Genomic DNA, 16,067 nt, shown 5'->3' on the forward strand with positions numbered 1-16,067 from the left:
ATCAAATGAGTCCCTGACTGTGTTTACCCCTACCTCTGAGCGAAGCGTAAAGTACTGGTAAAACCAATAAAGTTAAGATCGTTGTTGTCACCATACCACCAACAATGACCAAGGCCAAAGGTCGCTGCGCTTCGGAGCCAATCGAGTGAGACAGAGCTGCAGGTAAAAGTCCGAGGCCAGCAAGCATGGCAGTCATCAGTACCGGCCTTACACGCAATGCCGCCCCATCCACCATGGCATCTTTCATGGCGCCATGCTCCTCAGCAACGGTCTTATTAATATAGGAAATCAAAATGACACCATCTTGAATGGCGATGCCGAATAAAGATAAGAATCCAAAGAGCGCTGAAATACTCAAAGTCTCACCACCAAGATGCAAGGCGATAATGCCGCCAATAGCGGCAAAGGGTACGTTGATCAACACAATCACAGCATCACGAATATTGCCCAATGCAGCAACCAACAACAAGAAGATCGCCAGCAGCGTGAGCGGAATGATGACCATCAACTTTTGCTGAGCAGCTTTCATTTGATTGAACTGACCATCCCATGCAATCGTATAGTTGGTTGGCAAGGCGACATTTTTCTCGACGAGATACTTGGCATCTTCAACGGCGCCACCCAAATCCCTATTGCGCACACTAAAGATTACTGCGATATAGCGTCGACCAGCCTCTCGGTAAATAAAGAAAGGGCCATCCGTCAGGCGCACATTGGCGACCATGGAGAGTGGTACCTTTTGACCATTGGGTGTGTCAATCAGCAAACTAGCAACATCAGGAATGTCGTTACGGCTAGCCTCATTGAGGCGAACCGCGATGCCAAAGGTTTTTTCATCTTCGAGGAAATTCGATACCGGAGCTCCGCCAATTGCATTGGCTACCACTGTTTGAATATCACTTACATTCACACCGTAGCGAGCAGCCTGCTCTCGATCAATCTGAATATTTAAAGTCGGTTGACCCAACTCCTTCAAGATATTTTCATCTTCAATGCCGCGCACTTTTTTGAGTTGAGCCACAACCTCGTGCGCCTTTTGATTTAGGACATCTAAATCTGCGCCATAAATCTTGACCGAGTTTTCACCCTTCACTCCAGAAAGCGCCTCATTGACGTTATCTTGAATATATTGCGAGAAGCTAAAGTTAGCGCCCGGGATCTTGTTTAACTCTGCCTGAAGGTGTTGTAGCAATAAAGCCTTGCTCGACCCCTTAGGCATCTCTTCTGGAGACTTGAGATAAAGCCCATATTCTTGGTTAAATACCCCTGTTGAATCCGTTCCATCATCTGGACGACCAATTTGTACGGCCACTTTCTCCAGCTCTGGCTGTTTTAAAAAGATCTCGCGCAATTGATTGGCAACTTTGATTGAATAATCCAAATCAACCGTATTTGGCAATGTCACACGCAGCCAAATATTATTTTCCTCAAGAGTCGGCAAGAATGCTGTTCCCAAACGGGTAGCACTCAATAGCGTTATACCTAAAATGAAAACAGATACAGCAATGACATGGCGCGGGTGATCCATCCATTTACGCAGTAAAGGCTTATAACGCTCTAACATCCAAGTAATGAATTTAGGTGGCGCATGGTGGAATTTATCGCCGAATACCAAAGAAATCGCAGCCGGCAAAAAGGTTAGACTCAAAATGATCGAAGCTATCAGAGCAAAGCCCATGGTGAAGGCCATTGGCTTAAAGATAATGCCCTCGACACCACCCATGAGAAATAACGGTGAATAGGCAACAATAATGATGCTGGTTGAATACACCATCGCGCGCTGCACTTCACTAGTCGCCAAAATAATACTTTGCTTCAGGCGGTTGCCGCCCTCTTCCAGGTGACGCATCACATTCTCAGTAATGATGACCGCGGCATCGACGATCACACCGAAGTCAATTGCACCTAGGGAAATTAAATTCGCAGGCACATTGAATAGATACATCTGAATGAAGGAAAAGCACAGCGCCAGCGGAATGACCGCAGCAACCACAGCTGCAGCACGCAAGTTACCCAAAAAGAGATACAGCAACGCCAACACCATCGTGATACCAAAAAACATGGTGTGCTTCACTGTGCCAACAGTAATGTCTAGCAATACCTGGCGATCATAGAAAGGTTTGACCTCAATGCCAGGCGGCAAAATGTGATTATTGATATTGGATATCTTGTCGCGGACTCTAGCCAAAACTTCAGATGCGTTCTCACCGCGACGCAAATAAACAATCCCTTCTACTGAATCTGGATTGTCGTCAAACTGGAATAAACCCAATCTTGGGGCATTGCCAATCTGTACTGTGGCTACATCGCCAATCCGAATCGGCACACCTTTATTCACCGCAATAACTACCTGCTTAATATCTTCGATATTGCGCAACAAACCAACGCCACGCACAACAAATTGCTGTTCCCCACTAGGAAGAACGCCGCCGCCAGTATTGTCATTTGCCTTTGATAGGGCGTCAATTAACTGCGGAACCGTTACACCCTTGGATTGAAGACTTTCAGGGCTGACAATCACCTGGTACTGACGAACCTTACCGCCAAAGGATGAGACATCAGCGATACCCGGTGTTTGCTTTAACTCTTTATAGATCTCATAGTTCTGTAAAGTTTTTAATCGCGTAGGCGATGCGTAATCAGATTTAACCTGGTAACGCAAAATCTCCCCAGTCGCATCCGAATCAGGGCTAACGCTAGAGTTCACCCCCGGCGGAAATGCCACATTGGACAGGCTGGTAATAAAAATCTGTCGTGCTTTAAAGGGATCAGCATTGTCATTAAATTTCAGAGTAACAACGGATAGGCCAAATAAAGAAACAGAACGAAACGTCTTTACCCCAGGAATACCAGCAAGCGCATTCTCAACTGGAATCGTGACTTGCTGCTCTACCTCAGTCGTGCTTCGACCAGGCCATTGAGAAATCGCCTGAATAGTCAATGGCGCGACACCGGGGTATGGCTGAATCGGCAACTCTTTTAGGCTGAATGCGCCCAAGCAAAGCAATATGCCAGAAGCGATCAAAATAACGACGCGCTTTTCTAAAACCCCCCGAATAAATGAGGTAACTAAACTCACTTATTCCTCCTGCTTGGCGAAACGGTCATTCAATAGGACCGCGCCATCAGTCAATACTTGCATTCCAGGCTCAAGACCCTCGGTAACCGCGAAGCGCTTTCCATCTAAGTCATAGCCTTTAACCACAAACCGGCGGAAGGTATCAGGAGCTGTCTTAATGATGGCGTAACGCATTTCACGAATGCGAACGATAGCTGACTGGGGCACAACTACTGCTTCAGCATCTCCAATTTTTAATCTGGCATTGACATACATATCCGGGCGCAAGAAGCCATCTGGGTTCTCAACATCGCAACGGATTAATAAGGCGTGAGTCTCAGGATCAATCACTGGAGCAATGTAATTGGCGGTAGCAATGAACTCTCTATCGGGATAGGACTGCGAACGCAAAATCATTGTCTGTCCTTTTTGAATCTTCCGAATATCTTGTTCGTACACGCTTCCTAAAAACCACAACTCTTTAGGATTGGCCAGAGTAACTAAGACATCCCCTGAATTCACAATTGATCCAGGCTCAACGGAGCGCTTGACCACAATTCCTTCTAATGGCGAACGCATCACAAGATTGGGCTGAGTCTTCCCTGTTTTTTCTAAAGACTTAATTTCACCTTCTCCAGCACCCAGATTGCGCATGCGGTTAGCAGCGGCCTGCTGGGTAATGCGAGCGTCACCCAAGAGATCGCTCATTGTTTTATTTTCCTCAAGGACTTTTGCCATCTTGGAAGACAACAAAAACTCCTGCTGAGCGGAAATAAATTCTGGGCTATACAGTTCAACCACTGGAGATCCGACACTGACATCAGCACCATCAAAAGCATAAATACGCTCTACCCTGCCCGGCGCTCGAGCGGAGAGTACCTTCGATTTTTCGGCATTAAAAGCCAGGCGGCCAGGCACATTGAGCTCAACTGGAACGGGAACCTTCACTGCGGTTTGAAAAATATAAATATCAGGGTTGAGCTCAACACCCTGCAAACGCAACTCCATTGATCCTGTTTTTTCAATCTTGAGACTTTTATCACTCTTCTCAAGTTTCACCGGGCGGTTTACGTTAACAGCTAAGCCAATCACAATTCCAAGCATGAGTATTGAAATGCAAATGGCCATGAGGCGAATACGAGCTCGCGTCGCAGGTGGCAATGCCCAGTAGGATTTGCGGATCTCTTCTTCTTTGGCGCTGGCCTTATGCAGCAATCGACTCCAAAGCTCTCCAAGCGTTTTGAGCGCAGACTTCAAGAAAGAAATAATTTTGTCTTTCAACACTGCTCCTTAAAAAGGTTCTTTGCCAGATGTCACTAGCAATGTCGCTTGCGCCTGCAAGAGATTGCTCTCCGCCAGCGCTAATTGAACTTCGAGATTGCGCAATTGTGTTTGCGCTGTCAGCAAATCGTTAAATCCCTGACCATTATTGGAGTACTGCGTTAAGCCCACCTTATATGCAGCATCTGCTTGCGGAACTTGGCGCTCTTTTAAAAATTGGGTTTGATTTTTCGCTTGCTCGTAAGCGGCGTAAGCGCTGTTCACGGCCAGCACGATCTGCTGACGATTGGAAATATCGCCCGCCTCAGCAGCCGCTTGATTACGCTGCGCCTGCTCCACACCATACTTTTCCTTGGTAAAGAAATACAAAGGAATAACGAGATCTAGCTCAAACTGATAAAACAAAGCGCCATTATTTGCAGCAAATGGACCGCGTGGCGTGTAGGATGAACCAATCACCTGGAAGTCTGGCAAATACGCCTTCTTCGCCAGGTCAACCCCTTTGCGGGCGGCATCTAATTGCAATGCGGAGCTCTTCAAGGATGGATGACTAGACTCTGCATAGTCTTCCAACTCAATCAAGGTAGGCATACCTGTCATAGCGCGACGTACATCACCCCGCAATACCAACTTCTCTCTTGAGTGACGGCCAACTAGGGTGTTGATATTGTTCAATGCAACCTGAAGTTGACGCTCCACATTAAATTGATCAGCCTGCGCAGCACTTTGTGATACTTGTGCATTGAGGTATTCAACATAGGCGGCGGCATTATTGGAGTAACGCGCTTTAGCGACGTTCTTAATCATTTCCAAACGCAACACGGACTCTTTCAAAACCTGAAGTTGTTTCTGTGAAGCCAGTGCACCGTAATACAAAGTCGAGAGTTGCGCACCCAATTGCAAATAAGTGGATTCGGTTTGCGCCAACAAAGCCTCAGCATTGGTATCGGCAATATTGGCCGCCAAGCTTTTCTTGCCCGGGAACTGAAATGCTTGGGTAACGGAAATCGAGTTATTGCTACTAATACCGCCTGAGTTGGCAGCACTTGGCGCATTTGCTCCACCCAAAGCAAACGGGGAATTTACCGGCATCCCAGACCACACTAAGCCGACCTGCGGATTAGATGGCGCAGCAATTTGCGGCACAGTCGCTTTTGCGGAGAGGTAAGACTCACGCAGGGAAGACAGTTGTGGATTATTTAACTTCAATTCCGTCCAGAGCTGACGCAAATCCATTTCGGAAGGACCTGATGGCGCACCCTTGGTGTAGATCTTTGGCGTATTGCTGGGTTTTACTGGCGCAAATAGTGATGAAGCATTGGCCGGGTTTGCCGCCGGCTCATTACTAACCATTGGTGGCGCAGACAAAGAATCCTTGGACTCACTAGTCTGAACCGTCACTGAAGCTGGGATACCGACATTTGCAGAATTTGATTGTGCAAAAACAGAGGCGGTAAAAAACAGAGAGGCAACGGCACAAGCCACCCTTTTCATAGGGGTCGCTGTTGTATGTAGCGCTAAGCGCATTTTTTTCTGGCCGTGAATCAAATCGGCTGCCTCTAAATCTGTACTAATGCTGTTTTTATAGCCCCAAATGCAGGTTTCCCTGCACTAATAGGGGGTTTGAAAGATTATAGGTGAGAAAACCCAAAAGTCTATTAATTGAGAATTTCTAAGCCATTGATTCTAAAGGCAATAATTAAATCAAACCACTAAAAGACATCTAAAATTCAGCATGAACCCTAAAAGACACGACATTTACAGGGCCACGAGCAGCGTTATAGGCTGGATTAACGATGTGCTGGTAATTTAGGCCAAGCAGCACATTCTGGACCACCAAGGCGTTGTAATAAATTTCGCTGATTTGTTCTGGCTTATAAGTAATGGTTTGAGAAGGGCCGTTATAGGGGTAAGGAGTGTCACCGACAAAGTTAGAAATACCGCCCGCCTGCAAATAGGCTCTACGATTTGAAGAAATGCCATTTAGCATTGCGGACACACCAATGGTGTCTTTAGCCCTGCCCCAACGCTCACCATTGATACCCATGCCAACCGACAAAGAACTATCAGCCTCTGCAAAGGCCATAGTTTCTGTATGGCCATCTGAGGTAAATGCCCTCATATAGACGCCCATATCTTTGGTCAGGGCTTGCTCCGCATTCACACCAACACCCGTTTTAATTTGAGCGGAATTACGCACATTAAAAATAGCTTGAGTGCCTTGCACTTGATTGGCAATTAAGTAATTCGTTGCATCTGTAAAACGCGCCATTACCATGCGATTGCGATAGCCGAGCACGCTCACCTTACCTGGCAAGCCGCCAATATTATGCTGGCGCTCTACTTCAAGTTGATCACCATAAGCATTAAAGATTTGCCAATTCAAATCTCGGCCATTTGGACTTTTGGGAGTAAGCATCCGTGAAGCGCGAAATACCCAGTTATCGCGATACCACTCACCCGCCAAGCCCCAGCTATAACCACGAGCATCAGCTGCATAGTCATATGACAGGTAAGTCATATTGCCCCAGTTCATAAACTGAACACGAGGGTCTTTGGCGTACTTGCTGTCGTCAAAAATATCTAGAGTAGAAAATTGTCCAGCAGTAATGACAAAACGATTGCTACTCAGTATTTGGGTGATTTGATTCGCATCATTTTCTAGTTCGAGCTTATCGCCCTCTTGATTAATCGTTTGACGCAAGAAAGCGCGCGCTGAATAAAAATGGGCTTGCGCACCCTGCGCGCGAGTTGCTTCACCATTGGTTGGGCCGCCCAGTCCGGTCAAGCCAGAGAAAGGAACGCCAGAAACTACTTCGGGATTGAAATAAATATCTGTATTTTCTGCAATACGAGCGCCTAAGAACAACGTGCCGGACCAGGTATAGCTCATCGACTTATTGGGCGACAGACTATTTTGTCCCTGGTAAGGAGAATTGAATGGGTTGTACCGCTGATTGATGTAGGTTGTTTGGCCATGAACGTTTACTGGCAAACCAAATAGCTCCCCCTCGGTTGGCAACCAAGAAAGGTTATCCGCAAAACTTGCAATTTGGTCAGCGCCCGACCCCGCTCTCTGCGCGCACGCAGAAGCGACAACAAAACCTAACAAGAGAGCGAGTAAAAGCTTGCGGGTCATTCACAATTTCACGGTAAGTAGCATCTTCGACAAGTAGCCGGATCTACTGAGGTAACAAATAAGACAAATCAGATGGCACGGCGTGAGATTGAAGCTCAACATTGGTGCAGGCCAAATTATCCCCAAAAAGAGGCAATTTACCTAGAATTTATGTCGATTTGGTGACGATTGACGCCGGGAATGATGCGGAGGTGGTGCTCAGCCAACAGTACGGCGATCCATCAGCGCTCTAGCTAAGGTGCCGGCATCTACATACTCAAGCTCGCCACCCACCGGAATGCCTCTAGCGATTCTGGTGACTTTGATGCCTTTGGCTTTGAGCACCTCACCAATGTAATGGGCGGTTGCCTCACCTTCACTCGTGAAATTAGTTGCTAGAACTACTTCCCTTACCGACACACCGGTATCAGGGGATTCAATGCGATTAAGTAATCGATCGAAGTGAATTTCATTGGGGCCCATGCCATCGAGTGGCGAGATGCGCCCCATTAGTACAAAGTAATTACCTTTGAAACTTAATGTCTGCTCCACCATCACTTGGTCAGCGGGCGTCTCCACAATGCACAGCAAGGATGGGTCACGACGATCATCATTGCAAGTACCGCAGATTTGGGTTTCTGAGAAAGTATTACAGCGGGCGCAGTGCCCAACGGTTTCTACAGCCTCACCCAATGATTGAGCTAAGACTGCCGCACCATTGCGATCATGCTGGAGCAAGTAGAAAGCCATGCGTTGCGCAGACTTCGGTCCTACTCCTGGCAATACCCGCAATGCTTCGATCAATCGACCGAGAGCATCTTGCGGAGCTTCATGACGTGCCATTAGTGTTTAACGATCAAAACGGTAGTTTGAAACCAGGAGGCATCGGCATGCCAGCCGTTGCGCCAGACATCACTTGTGAACTTGCCGCCTCTACTTGCTTGAATGCTTCTGTATAGGCGGTCACCAACAAGTCCTCGAGCATTTCGCGATCATCCATTGCGCCTGGATCGATCTGTACGCGCTTCATTTCGTGTTTGCCAGAGATGGTGACTTTAACGAGTCCGCCTGCGGCTTGACCAGTCACTTCAAGCGCAGCTAACTGCTCCTGCGCCACTTTCATCTTCTCTTGCATCTGCTGGGCTTGTTTCATCAAACCAGCAAGGCCACCTTTCATCATCGCTTTATTTCCTTATATCTATATTGATTGATCTAGCAATTAAAGAGGTTTAACAGAGCCGCCAACCACTTTGGCGCCAAACTCTTTTTCTAATTGCTGAATAAATGGATCTTGAGCAATCATCTGCTCTGCGTTTTGTCTTTTCTCTTGATGAATCTGCGCATCGACCTTAGCCACAGTCTTGCCTTCAACTTCACCTTTTTCAATAATGAGTTTGACTGGCTTGCCAAAATGCGCAGTCAAGGCATCAGCTAGACGGACAACAGAAGCTTCTGAAGCGAGCTGCGGCATGGGTGTGACAACCGTTGCGCGCACACCTGCGGGAGCATCTTCCCAATCTTGCAATTCTGTCTGAAACGCTAACTGCTGAACCAAACCCTTCACCGGCAATTGACGCATCAAGGCATGCCAGTCTGGACGATCGGCCGCGGATGCAGACGCCGCTGGTGCTGATGGGGCGGCGGCAGGAGCTGCAGGGGTTGAAGCTGGAGTGGCGACCGGAGCAGCAGATGCAGGTGCCGCACTGCGCACCGGCGCAGCAGCTGGAGAAGCAGTTTGATTAGCGGGAGCCCTAGGTGCAGACGCTACTGGAGGCGCGCCATTGCCACCCGCTCTCGCTCCGTCATTTCCTGGACGAAAGGCCAGCATGCGCAAAAGCGTCATGGCAAAGCCAGTTTGCTCGTCAGGAGCAAGCGATAAATCGGGACGGCTAGTAATACTGATTTGATAAAAGAGTTGCGCCTCTTCTTTTGAGAGTGCACCAGCCAAGCGACGAATGTCCGCCGCTTCAGGCCAGTCTTCTAAAACAGATTCAGGGACGATTTGTGCTGCAGCGATCTTCTGAATGAGACTGGATAGATCTGCCAGCGCTAATGAGAAAGACATGCTGCGCTCACCCATCTTATTGGCAATCGCGAGTAATGTCGCACCATCTTTTGCAATGAGTGAATCCAAAATCCGAATAAGATAAGCATCATCGAGCGTGCCAAGCATGCCGCGCACTGCTTCTTCCGACACTTTGCCAGCAGCATATGCGATGGCTTGATCGGTCAAGGACAAAGCATCACGCATAGAGCCTTGTGCTGCTTTTGCCAACACACGTAGTGCATTGGTTTCGCAATCAACCTTTTCTGCTGCGAGTACTTTTTCTAGATGCTCAACGATGAGCGGTACTGGCATTTGCTTGAGATTGAACTGCAAGCAACGCGACAGAATCGTTACCGGAATCTTTTGCGGATCAGTTGTCGCAAGTATGAACTTCACATGTTCAGGCGGCTCTTCGAGCGTCTTGAGCATGGCATTAAAGGCATGATTGGTGAGCATGTGCACCTCGTCAATCATGTAAACCTTGTAACGGGCATTGCTTGGTGCATAGGCTGCTTTTTCAAGCAGTTGAGCCATTTCATCGACGCCACGGTTACTGGCAGCATCCATCTCGATATAGTCAACAAAGCGGCCTGCATCGATTTCCATGCAAGCCGGGCATTTTCCACAAGGCTCTGAGGTCATACGACCCTGGCCATCTTCCCCGGTGCAATTGAGGGCTTTGGCCATAATTCGAGCAATAGTGGTCTTTCCGACCCCGCGGGTGCCCGTAAAGAGCCAAGCGTGGTGTAGGCGGCCTTGATCTAAGGCATGGGTTAATGCCTTAACCACATGGTCTTGTCCTACCAATTGGGAGAAAGTTTTAGGGCGCCACGAACGGGCTAAAGCCAATGCTGTCATGTCTTACATTCTAACAAGCTAAAATGGTAAGTGGACGGGCCTCCCCGCATGGCGGTTTGGATAACCTGGTCAGGTCGGGAACGAAGCAGCCAAACCCAATTCTGTCAGTGCCGGGGGTCGGGCTCGTCCACCTCCCCCAAAGCTAGATTTACGCCATTTACAGGATCTTTAAGACCCTGAAGATCCCCCAAATCATCCAAATAATCAGCAAAACTAGGATGACTCTTGAATCCAAAGAGATTCGAAATAGCTGCAAATGCTTATGGGAACACTCTATATAAACTCGCAAACCAAACCCTCCTCAGATTGAAGGGTTCAGCGTAGAGGTTTAAAAACATGAATAACAGTGCATGAAGATTAATCCTGCGTAGGAAAAATGCTAACGAATCGTGAGATTCTCAAAACTTCAAGGCACAATAGCCATTCAAATCCTTTTCAGTTATGAAGCCCATGCCCCAAGCCATCATTTTCGATGTAGAAGCCACCGATAAGAACGATGCAGTCATTATTGAGGCCGCCTCTTTGGATGTGACTTCTATCAATCCGCTTGCTGTCGGCAATCCTTGGGTTCAGCGTTACAACCCTGGCAAGCCGATTAGCTTAGGCGCCTTAGCGACCCATCACATCATGGATGAGGAATTGGTCAATTGCCCCGCTAGCAGCTCTTTTAGATTGCCTGGTGGCACCAAGTACATTATTGGCCATAGCGTTGATTTTGACTGGGAGGCTATTGGTAAGCCAGATGTGAAACGTATTTGCACTCTTGCACTGGCTCGCAGCCTTTGGCCTGAGTTGGATAGTCATACACAGAGCGCTTTGCTCTATCACTTTGAAAGAGCTACTGCTAGAGAACAATTGCGTGATGCGCATAGCGCATTAGCGGATGTATGGATCTGCTCTAAGATTTTGGGTCAGATTCTGGATCGCTTGCAACCCGCTTCCTTGGATGCCCTATGGGAAATGTCTGAGAAGGCACGCATTCCGACCATCATGCCCTTTGGCAAACATAAAGGCGAACTCATTAGCCAGGTACCTAGTGATTACAAGCAATGGATGCTGCGTCAAGACAATGTGTCAGAGTATCTGCGCAAAGCCCTGGGTGGTTGACTTAGATTTGGCCTGAAGACACCATACTTTTTAAAAAGAATGGTGGGTTTTTTATAATTCAGTAAAACTATCTAATCGCGATGAATTCATCAACAATTTGATCAAAATTTCCTGGGAGCTGAATATCAACCGGGTCCCGCCCCAGACCAGCAGTGTTCATTTTCTGCATATTGCCATGTCGAGCATTCAACGCGCTCTCCACAAAATCTAAAACAGTCCCCTCAACACTAGCAGGAGCCCAGGCATCATGTCCTTGATGTGCAACGGCAATATAAATATCGCCTAGCAAGTTGTGAAAAAATTCAGGGTCATTAGCTCCTAGCGCGTGTGCGGCCACATTGTCATCGTAACGCTCGACAGCATGACGCAACCAGCCGCCGGTATGACTAGTGCTACTTTCTCTAATAGCCAGCATTTTTCGAGCATGATGAATTAAGCGGCCAGCATCAAATATCCCCGAACGTAGGCCACCCTCTGTTACCCCTATATAAAACATTGGGTAACGATTGCTAACAACTGAACTGACCTGATTTTTAGTACCACTCCAAAAGAGAGGATTTTGATAATCTTCACCCTAAAGGAGTGCTAAATAAAAAGGATTGAGATCTCTCGAGCCCAATCCTTTTCCACCCATCAACAGGGAATAAGGAATCCGTGATTTCCTTATTCCCCTTCTAGGCCTGCTGCTTATATTTTTACTTCCTCTACTGCGCTTCTTTGCTACTTATTGTTTTCATCCACTCTTCAGGCCTGCCTACTGATATTTGCGGCTAAATACGCGTGTATTAGTTTGCTCATTACGCCTGGTGCTTTTCAGTACCGCGCAGTAAGACAGAATCATGATGGCTGCGAGTGAGATGCCGTTGAAGTTATTTAATAGGTCCATGTGTTTCTCCTTGTTTACTTGCTGACTAAGTTATTTACTGTGTTTGCTTGCTGCTTTTGATTCATTCATTTGTTATCGCGCTACGGGTAATTCATCCCACTGCGTGGTGTAGTTGGGTGATCTGTTGCCTGATCTCATCTTCCAGTCTTGAGTGGTTCCAGATACTGCGGTTCTGATGACGGCATTACCAAAGCGATTGTTAATCGAGTCCATAGCTTTCATGAGATGAGCTGACTTGCCTTTGACTTCCATGTCATCAAAAAGGGATTGCTGCACTGTGGGCTTATCTGCCAAGAGACTGAACATCACTCCGGCTTTTTTGTACTTAAAGCCTGCTTGATAGATTTGCTTTAAGCCTTTGAGTGCGGCAGTTGTTAGCGTTAAGGTGTTATCACTAGGATCAGCCAATGGAATGGTGACGCTCTGGTGGTATTGGGGCTCAGGCTTATGCGGATTGGTTTGGATAAAGATCGTGAGCGCGCCCGTAACGGATTGCTGACCTCTGAGCTTCTCCGCACCTCTTGCAATATGAGTAGCAACGGATTCTGCTAACTGCTCCATGGAGGTCACTGGTTTACCAAAGCTACGCGAGGAAACGATCTGCTGTTTAGCTGGCACCACTTCTTCCAGACTTAGGCAAGATACGCCGCGCAACTCGTAGCAAATACGTTCAATGACAACACCAAATTGCTGGCGCATGGATTGCGGTGAAGTTTGTAGCAAATCAAAAATAGTATTGATCTGTAGTACTTTGAGTTTCTTGCTAAGTTGCTTGCCGATACCCCACACCTCCCCTACTGGTGTTTCGGTCATCCACTGGTAGAGCTCTTCTTTAGGCATAGCGCTGATATCGCATACGCCTGCAAACTGTTTGTGCTTTTTGGCTAGGTGATTAGCCAACTTAGCCAAGGTCTTGCTGGCACCAACACCTACACACACTGGTAGGCCAGTAGAGTCTTTAATCGTTTGCTTGATGGTTTGACCTAGTTCTACTGGATCGATGTATTGCTTGAGTACAGTCTCGATTCTGAGAAAACTCTCGTCAATGCTGTAGACCTCTAAATGCGGGGTGAAGGTTTTTAAGACCTCAACTACCCTGTTGCTCATATCCCCATACAGGGTGTAGTTTGATGAGTAGGCCTGGATGCCATGCTTCTTAGCTAGATCTTGCATCTGAAACCAGGGGGTCGCCATCTTCACGCCAAGCTCTTTTACTTCCGCACTGCGCGCCACTGCGCAACCATCGTTATTGGAGAGCACCACCATCGGCACGCCCTCTAACTTGGGCGCAAATACCCGTTCGCAAGAAACGTAGAAGTTGTTCACATCTACCAGCGCAAAGAGCTGATTGGTTTGGCCAGATTGATTCATATTGCCTTCCCGTTTCTGCTGCTAGCGTGGCTATATCTGCGCACTACCCCGACCACTACACCCCAGATCTGCAGCTGACTGCTCTCGTTAAAGGTGATGGGTTCGTAACTCGGGTTCTCGGGCTGAAGCTCGGTTTTGCCACGCAATTGATAGAGGCGCTTAATGGTGTACTCGTCATCCACTACGGCGACAACGATGTCTTTATGCTTTGCTTTGAGGGCTTTATCGACGACAACCTTATCGCCGTCACAAATACCCGCACCCATCATTGAATCCCCCTTGACGGTGAACATGAAGGTGGCCGGTTTGTTTTGAATCAGATAGCTATTGAGATCGAGCCCTTCCTCAGCGTAATCCGCCGCTGGACTCGGAAATCCTGCTGAAATACGGTGACTGAGAAGCTTGAACTCGTAGGTGTCGCTCGTCGCCAAAGCCTGTGGGGCCTGAGTCAGAGTGCTTTCTGAGGAGCTTTGTGGAAGTGCGATAAGTGCCATGGGTTCTAATATACTGTATATCCATACAGTATTTCAAGACCCACAGCTTATTTTTTCAAAAACGTGGTTTTTGACCCATTTAGAAGCGGTTTAGTAGCTTTTGACTGGCTTTTCTACTGAGCATTCTAGTGAATGAGCAGTGGAACCCCGGCCTTAATGGTCTGCACAACGCCAATATCTTTAATATTCTTTGGGTCCGCCTTTAGGGGATTTTGATCCAACTCCACCAAATCAGCCAGCTTGCCAACACTAATCGTGCCCTTACTACCCTCTTCTTTATAGAGATAGGCTGCGTTACTGGTAAATCCTTTGAGCGCCAGATAAGGGTCGACTCTTTGCTCTGGGCCTAAAGTTTTTCCAGAAAAGGTTTGGCGATTGACAGCACTCCATACCGAGAAGAGCACATTAGGGCCGGATGAAGGCGTGTCATTGTGCAGCGCAGTTACCACCCCTTTTGCATTGGCGCTATTGAAAGGACTCAGATTATTTGCCCTCTCCGCCCCCAGCGTTTTGTCATAAACATCGCCATATAACCAAGCACCGTTAGGCATCATGACTGCCATGATGTTTTTCTTTTTATAGTCATCTAGCTGATCATCGCGCGCAAAGAATGAATGGGCAATTACTGTGCGACGATCCTCTGTCACGCCAGTTTCTTTCATTGCCTTATCAATAGCCAATAACGTCATATCGATACCAGCATCGCCATTGCTATAGCCAAAGTATTGAATATTCTTCTCATAAGCCAACTTGGCGTATTGATCAATTAAGCTCTGTGGGTAGTAGGCAAAACCACGCCAATCTTTTGCAAAGCCCGTGGTATCGAGATATGGTTTTGAGAAATAAGCCAAACGCAGTTGTGGCGCGCCATCCGTCGGCACTTGTATGCCGGCAACCTTAAAGCCCCGATTGCCTTTGCTGTAAATACCAAATTGATAATTGGGATTGTTATTCAATAGCTGGTCGACAACATCAAAGGTCGGCAAAGCAATGAGGTCGATAGAGATCACACCTCGATCCACCGCCAAACGCATATTGCGCATATCCATCAATGTCGCCTCATAGCTTTGCGCAGTAGTGAAACCATTGGCCACATAAAGCTTCTCAGCTTTGCGATAAGACTCAAACGTGAGGTCTTGAGAATACTTACCCACAGCCTTTGCTACGGCAGTGAGATAAGGCATACCAATTAACTCGCCAGTCAATTGCCCTGTCTTGGGGTTAACTGGGATAAAACCAGATACTGCTTTAGTGCTGGTGGTAATGCCCAATTTTTTCAGGCCTGCACTATTGACCATGCCGGTTAAGGTAGAAATGTTTTCAATTAATACAGGGGTATCCGGAAAGGTCTGATCCAACTCCGCCAAGCTAATAGCGCCATCACTTAATACAGCTTCGGCATATCCCGTGCCAACGATCCACCCATTAAATGGTCTTGTTTCATTTTTTAACTTCTCAAGCAATTGCAACTTCGTCTTGGGAGGATTTTTAGAAAAATAGGCAAGATTGACGCCAAAAGTATCTTGGGCAATTAAAGCGAAATGCCCCCAGGTATCAATAAATCCCGGCAACAAAGTATGACCCTTTAAGTCATAGAGAGTGGCATTGCTACCCACTTCTACTAGAGCGTCTTTCATGGTCCCCACGAAGGCAATCTTGTCATCCTTGACTAGAACGGTCTCAACATATTTAGGGCTATCACCCTCCATTGTCACAATATCCCCGTTGTAATACAGAGTTGCTGAACCAGCGAAAGCTGTAGTCGCAATAGAGATCAAAATACTGCTGATCATTTTTGGAAAGGTCTTCATACCCTACTTTTTACAGGAAAAAATTCTGAGAAACAA

Annotated in this window: 13 protein-coding genes and 1 other RNA gene; 2 read left to right on the forward strand and 12 right to left on the reverse strand. The window is 47.3% G+C overall.

What is annotated here, in order from left to right:
* Window position 1: 1 nt before the first annotated feature.
* From FD960_RS05975 to dnaX, 7 genes are all read right to left on the reverse strand, one after another.
* Window positions 2-3,079, reverse strand: a complete 3,078-nt coding sequence (locus FD960_RS05975; RefSeq protein ID WP_215297865.1) for an efflux RND transporter permease subunit — start codon at window positions 3,077-3,079, stop codon at window positions 2-4.
* A complete protein-coding gene (locus FD960_RS05980; protein ID WP_215297866.1) occupies window positions 3,080-4,339 on the reverse strand; it encodes an efflux RND transporter periplasmic adaptor subunit in 1,260 nt (419 codons plus the stop codon). It lies immediately after the preceding gene.
* Between the two features lie 9 nt (window positions 4,340-4,348).
* Entirely contained in the window at window positions 4,349-5,866 is a 1,518-nt protein-coding gene (locus FD960_RS05985) for a TolC family protein (protein ID WP_251369747.1), read from the reverse strand.
* 196 nt (window positions 5,867-6,062) lie between these two features.
* The gene (locus FD960_RS05990) at window positions 6,063-7,478 is read right to left on the reverse strand and encodes a carbohydrate porin (protein ID WP_215297867.1); all 1,416 of its coding nucleotides are present in this window, start codon (window positions 7,476-7,478) and stop codon (window positions 6,063-6,065) included.
* A 198-nt stretch (window positions 7,479-7,676) separates the two neighbouring features.
* Window positions 7,677-8,300 (reverse strand): recombination mediator RecR, encoded by a 624-nt coding sequence (gene recR, locus FD960_RS05995; RefSeq protein ID WP_215297868.1) that lies wholly within the window; start codon window positions 8,298-8,300, stop codon window positions 7,677-7,679.
* 13 nt (window positions 8,301-8,313) lie between these two features.
* On the reverse strand, window positions 8,314-8,637 hold the full coding sequence (locus tag FD960_RS06000; RefSeq protein WP_046330302.1) for a YbaB/EbfC family nucleoid-associated protein: 324 nt from the start codon (window positions 8,635-8,637) through the stop codon (window positions 8,314-8,316).
* 39 nt (window positions 8,638-8,676) lie between these two features.
* Window positions 8,677-10,362: a DNA polymerase III subunit gamma/tau gene (gene dnaX, locus FD960_RS06005; RefSeq protein WP_215297869.1), complete on the reverse strand. Its 1,686-nt coding sequence runs from the start codon at window positions 10,360-10,362 to the stop codon at window positions 8,677-8,679.
* 33 nt (window positions 10,363-10,395) lie between these two features.
* Here dnaX and ffs point away from each other — a divergent pair.
* Together ffs and FD960_RS06015 are read left to right on the forward strand one after the other, a co-directional pair.
* Window positions 10,396-10,493: signal recognition particle sRNA small type (ffs, locus tag FD960_RS06010), an RNA gene on the forward strand.
* A gap of 310 nt (window positions 10,494-10,803) precedes the next feature.
* Window positions 10,804-11,469 (forward strand): putative quorum-sensing-regulated virulence factor, encoded by a 666-nt coding sequence (locus FD960_RS06015; protein ID WP_251369748.1) that lies wholly within the window; start codon window positions 10,804-10,806, stop codon window positions 11,467-11,469.
* A 67-nt stretch (window positions 11,470-11,536) separates the two neighbouring features.
* Here FD960_RS06015 and FD960_RS06020 read toward each other — a convergent pair whose 3' ends face one another.
* The 5 genes from FD960_RS06020 to FD960_RS06035 all read right to left on the reverse strand — a co-directional run bounded on the left by FD960_RS06020 (window position 11,537) and on the right by FD960_RS06035 (window position 16,031).
* On the reverse strand, window positions 11,537-11,965 hold the full coding sequence (locus FD960_RS06020) for a hypothetical protein (protein WP_215297870.1): 429 nt from the start codon (window positions 11,963-11,965) through the stop codon (window positions 11,537-11,539).
* A 258-nt stretch (window positions 11,966-12,223) separates the two neighbouring features.
* Window positions 12,224-12,355: a hypothetical protein gene (locus tag FD960_RS10515; protein ID WP_256441640.1), complete on the reverse strand. Its 132-nt coding sequence runs from the start codon at window positions 12,353-12,355 to the stop codon at window positions 12,224-12,226.
* A 72-nt stretch (window positions 12,356-12,427) separates the two neighbouring features.
* On the reverse strand, window positions 12,428-13,726 hold the full coding sequence (locus FD960_RS06025) for a Y-family DNA polymerase (protein ID WP_215297871.1): 1,299 nt from the start codon (window positions 13,724-13,726) through the stop codon (window positions 12,428-12,430).
* A complete protein-coding gene (locus FD960_RS06030) occupies window positions 13,723-14,220 on the reverse strand; it encodes a LexA family transcriptional regulator (protein WP_215297872.1) in 498 nt (165 codons plus the stop codon). Before FD960_RS06030 ends, FD960_RS06025 begins: the two co-directional genes overlap by 4 nt.
* Window positions 14,221-14,345: 125 nt before the next feature.
* Window positions 14,346-16,031, reverse strand: a complete 1,686-nt coding sequence (locus FD960_RS06035; protein WP_215297873.1) for an amidohydrolase — start codon at window positions 16,029-16,031, stop codon at window positions 14,346-14,348.
* Window positions 16,032-16,067: the final 36 nt, after the last annotated feature.

Origin of the sequence: Polynucleobacter sp. AP-Nino-20-G2, from assembly GCF_018688235.1 — a bacterium.
In the GTDB taxonomy this organism is placed as follows: Bacteria; Pseudomonadota; Gammaproteobacteria; order Burkholderiales; family Burkholderiaceae; genus Polynucleobacter.

Bases quoted from the DNA above. Each gene is read 5' to 3' on its own strand.
- FD960_RS06020 (WP_215297870.1), bottom strand. From the start codon at position 11,965: ATGTTTTATATAGGGGTAACAGAGGGTGGCCTACGTTCGGGGATATTT.
- FD960_RS06015 (WP_251369748.1), top strand. From the start codon at position 10,804: ATGAAGCCCATGCCCCAAGCCATCATTTTCGATGTAGAAGCCACCGAT.
- FD960_RS05985 (WP_251369747.1), bottom strand. From the start codon at position 5,866: ATGCGCTTAGCGCTACATACAACAGCGACCCCTATGAAAAGGGTGGCT.
- FD960_RS06000 (WP_046330302.1), bottom strand. From the start codon at position 8,637: ATGATGAAAGGTGGCCTTGCTGGTTTGATGAAACAAGCCCAGCAGATG.
- FD960_RS05990 (WP_215297867.1), bottom strand. From the start codon at position 7,478: ATGACCCGCAAGCTTTTACTCGCTCTCTTGTTAGGTTTTGTTGTCGCT.
- FD960_RS10515 (WP_256441640.1), bottom strand. From the start codon at position 12,355: ATGGACCTATTAAATAACTTCAACGGCATCTCACTCGCAGCCATCATG.
- FD960_RS06035 (WP_215297873.1), bottom strand. From the start codon at position 16,031: ATGAAGACCTTTCCAAAAATGATCAGCAGTATTTTGATCTCTATTGCG.
- FD960_RS06030 (WP_215297872.1), bottom strand. From the start codon at position 14,220: ATGGCACTTATCGCACTTCCACAAAGCTCCTCAGAAAGCACTCTGACT.
- FD960_RS06025 (WP_215297871.1), bottom strand. From the start codon at position 13,726: ATGAATCAATCTGGCCAAACCAATCAGCTCTTTGCGCTGGTAGATGTG.
- dnaX (WP_215297869.1), bottom strand. From the start codon at position 10,362: ATGACAGCATTGGCTTTAGCCCGTTCGTGGCGCCCTAAAACTTTCTCC.
- recR (WP_215297868.1), bottom strand. From the start codon at position 8,300: ATGGCACGTCATGAAGCTCCGCAAGATGCTCTCGGTCGATTGATCGAA.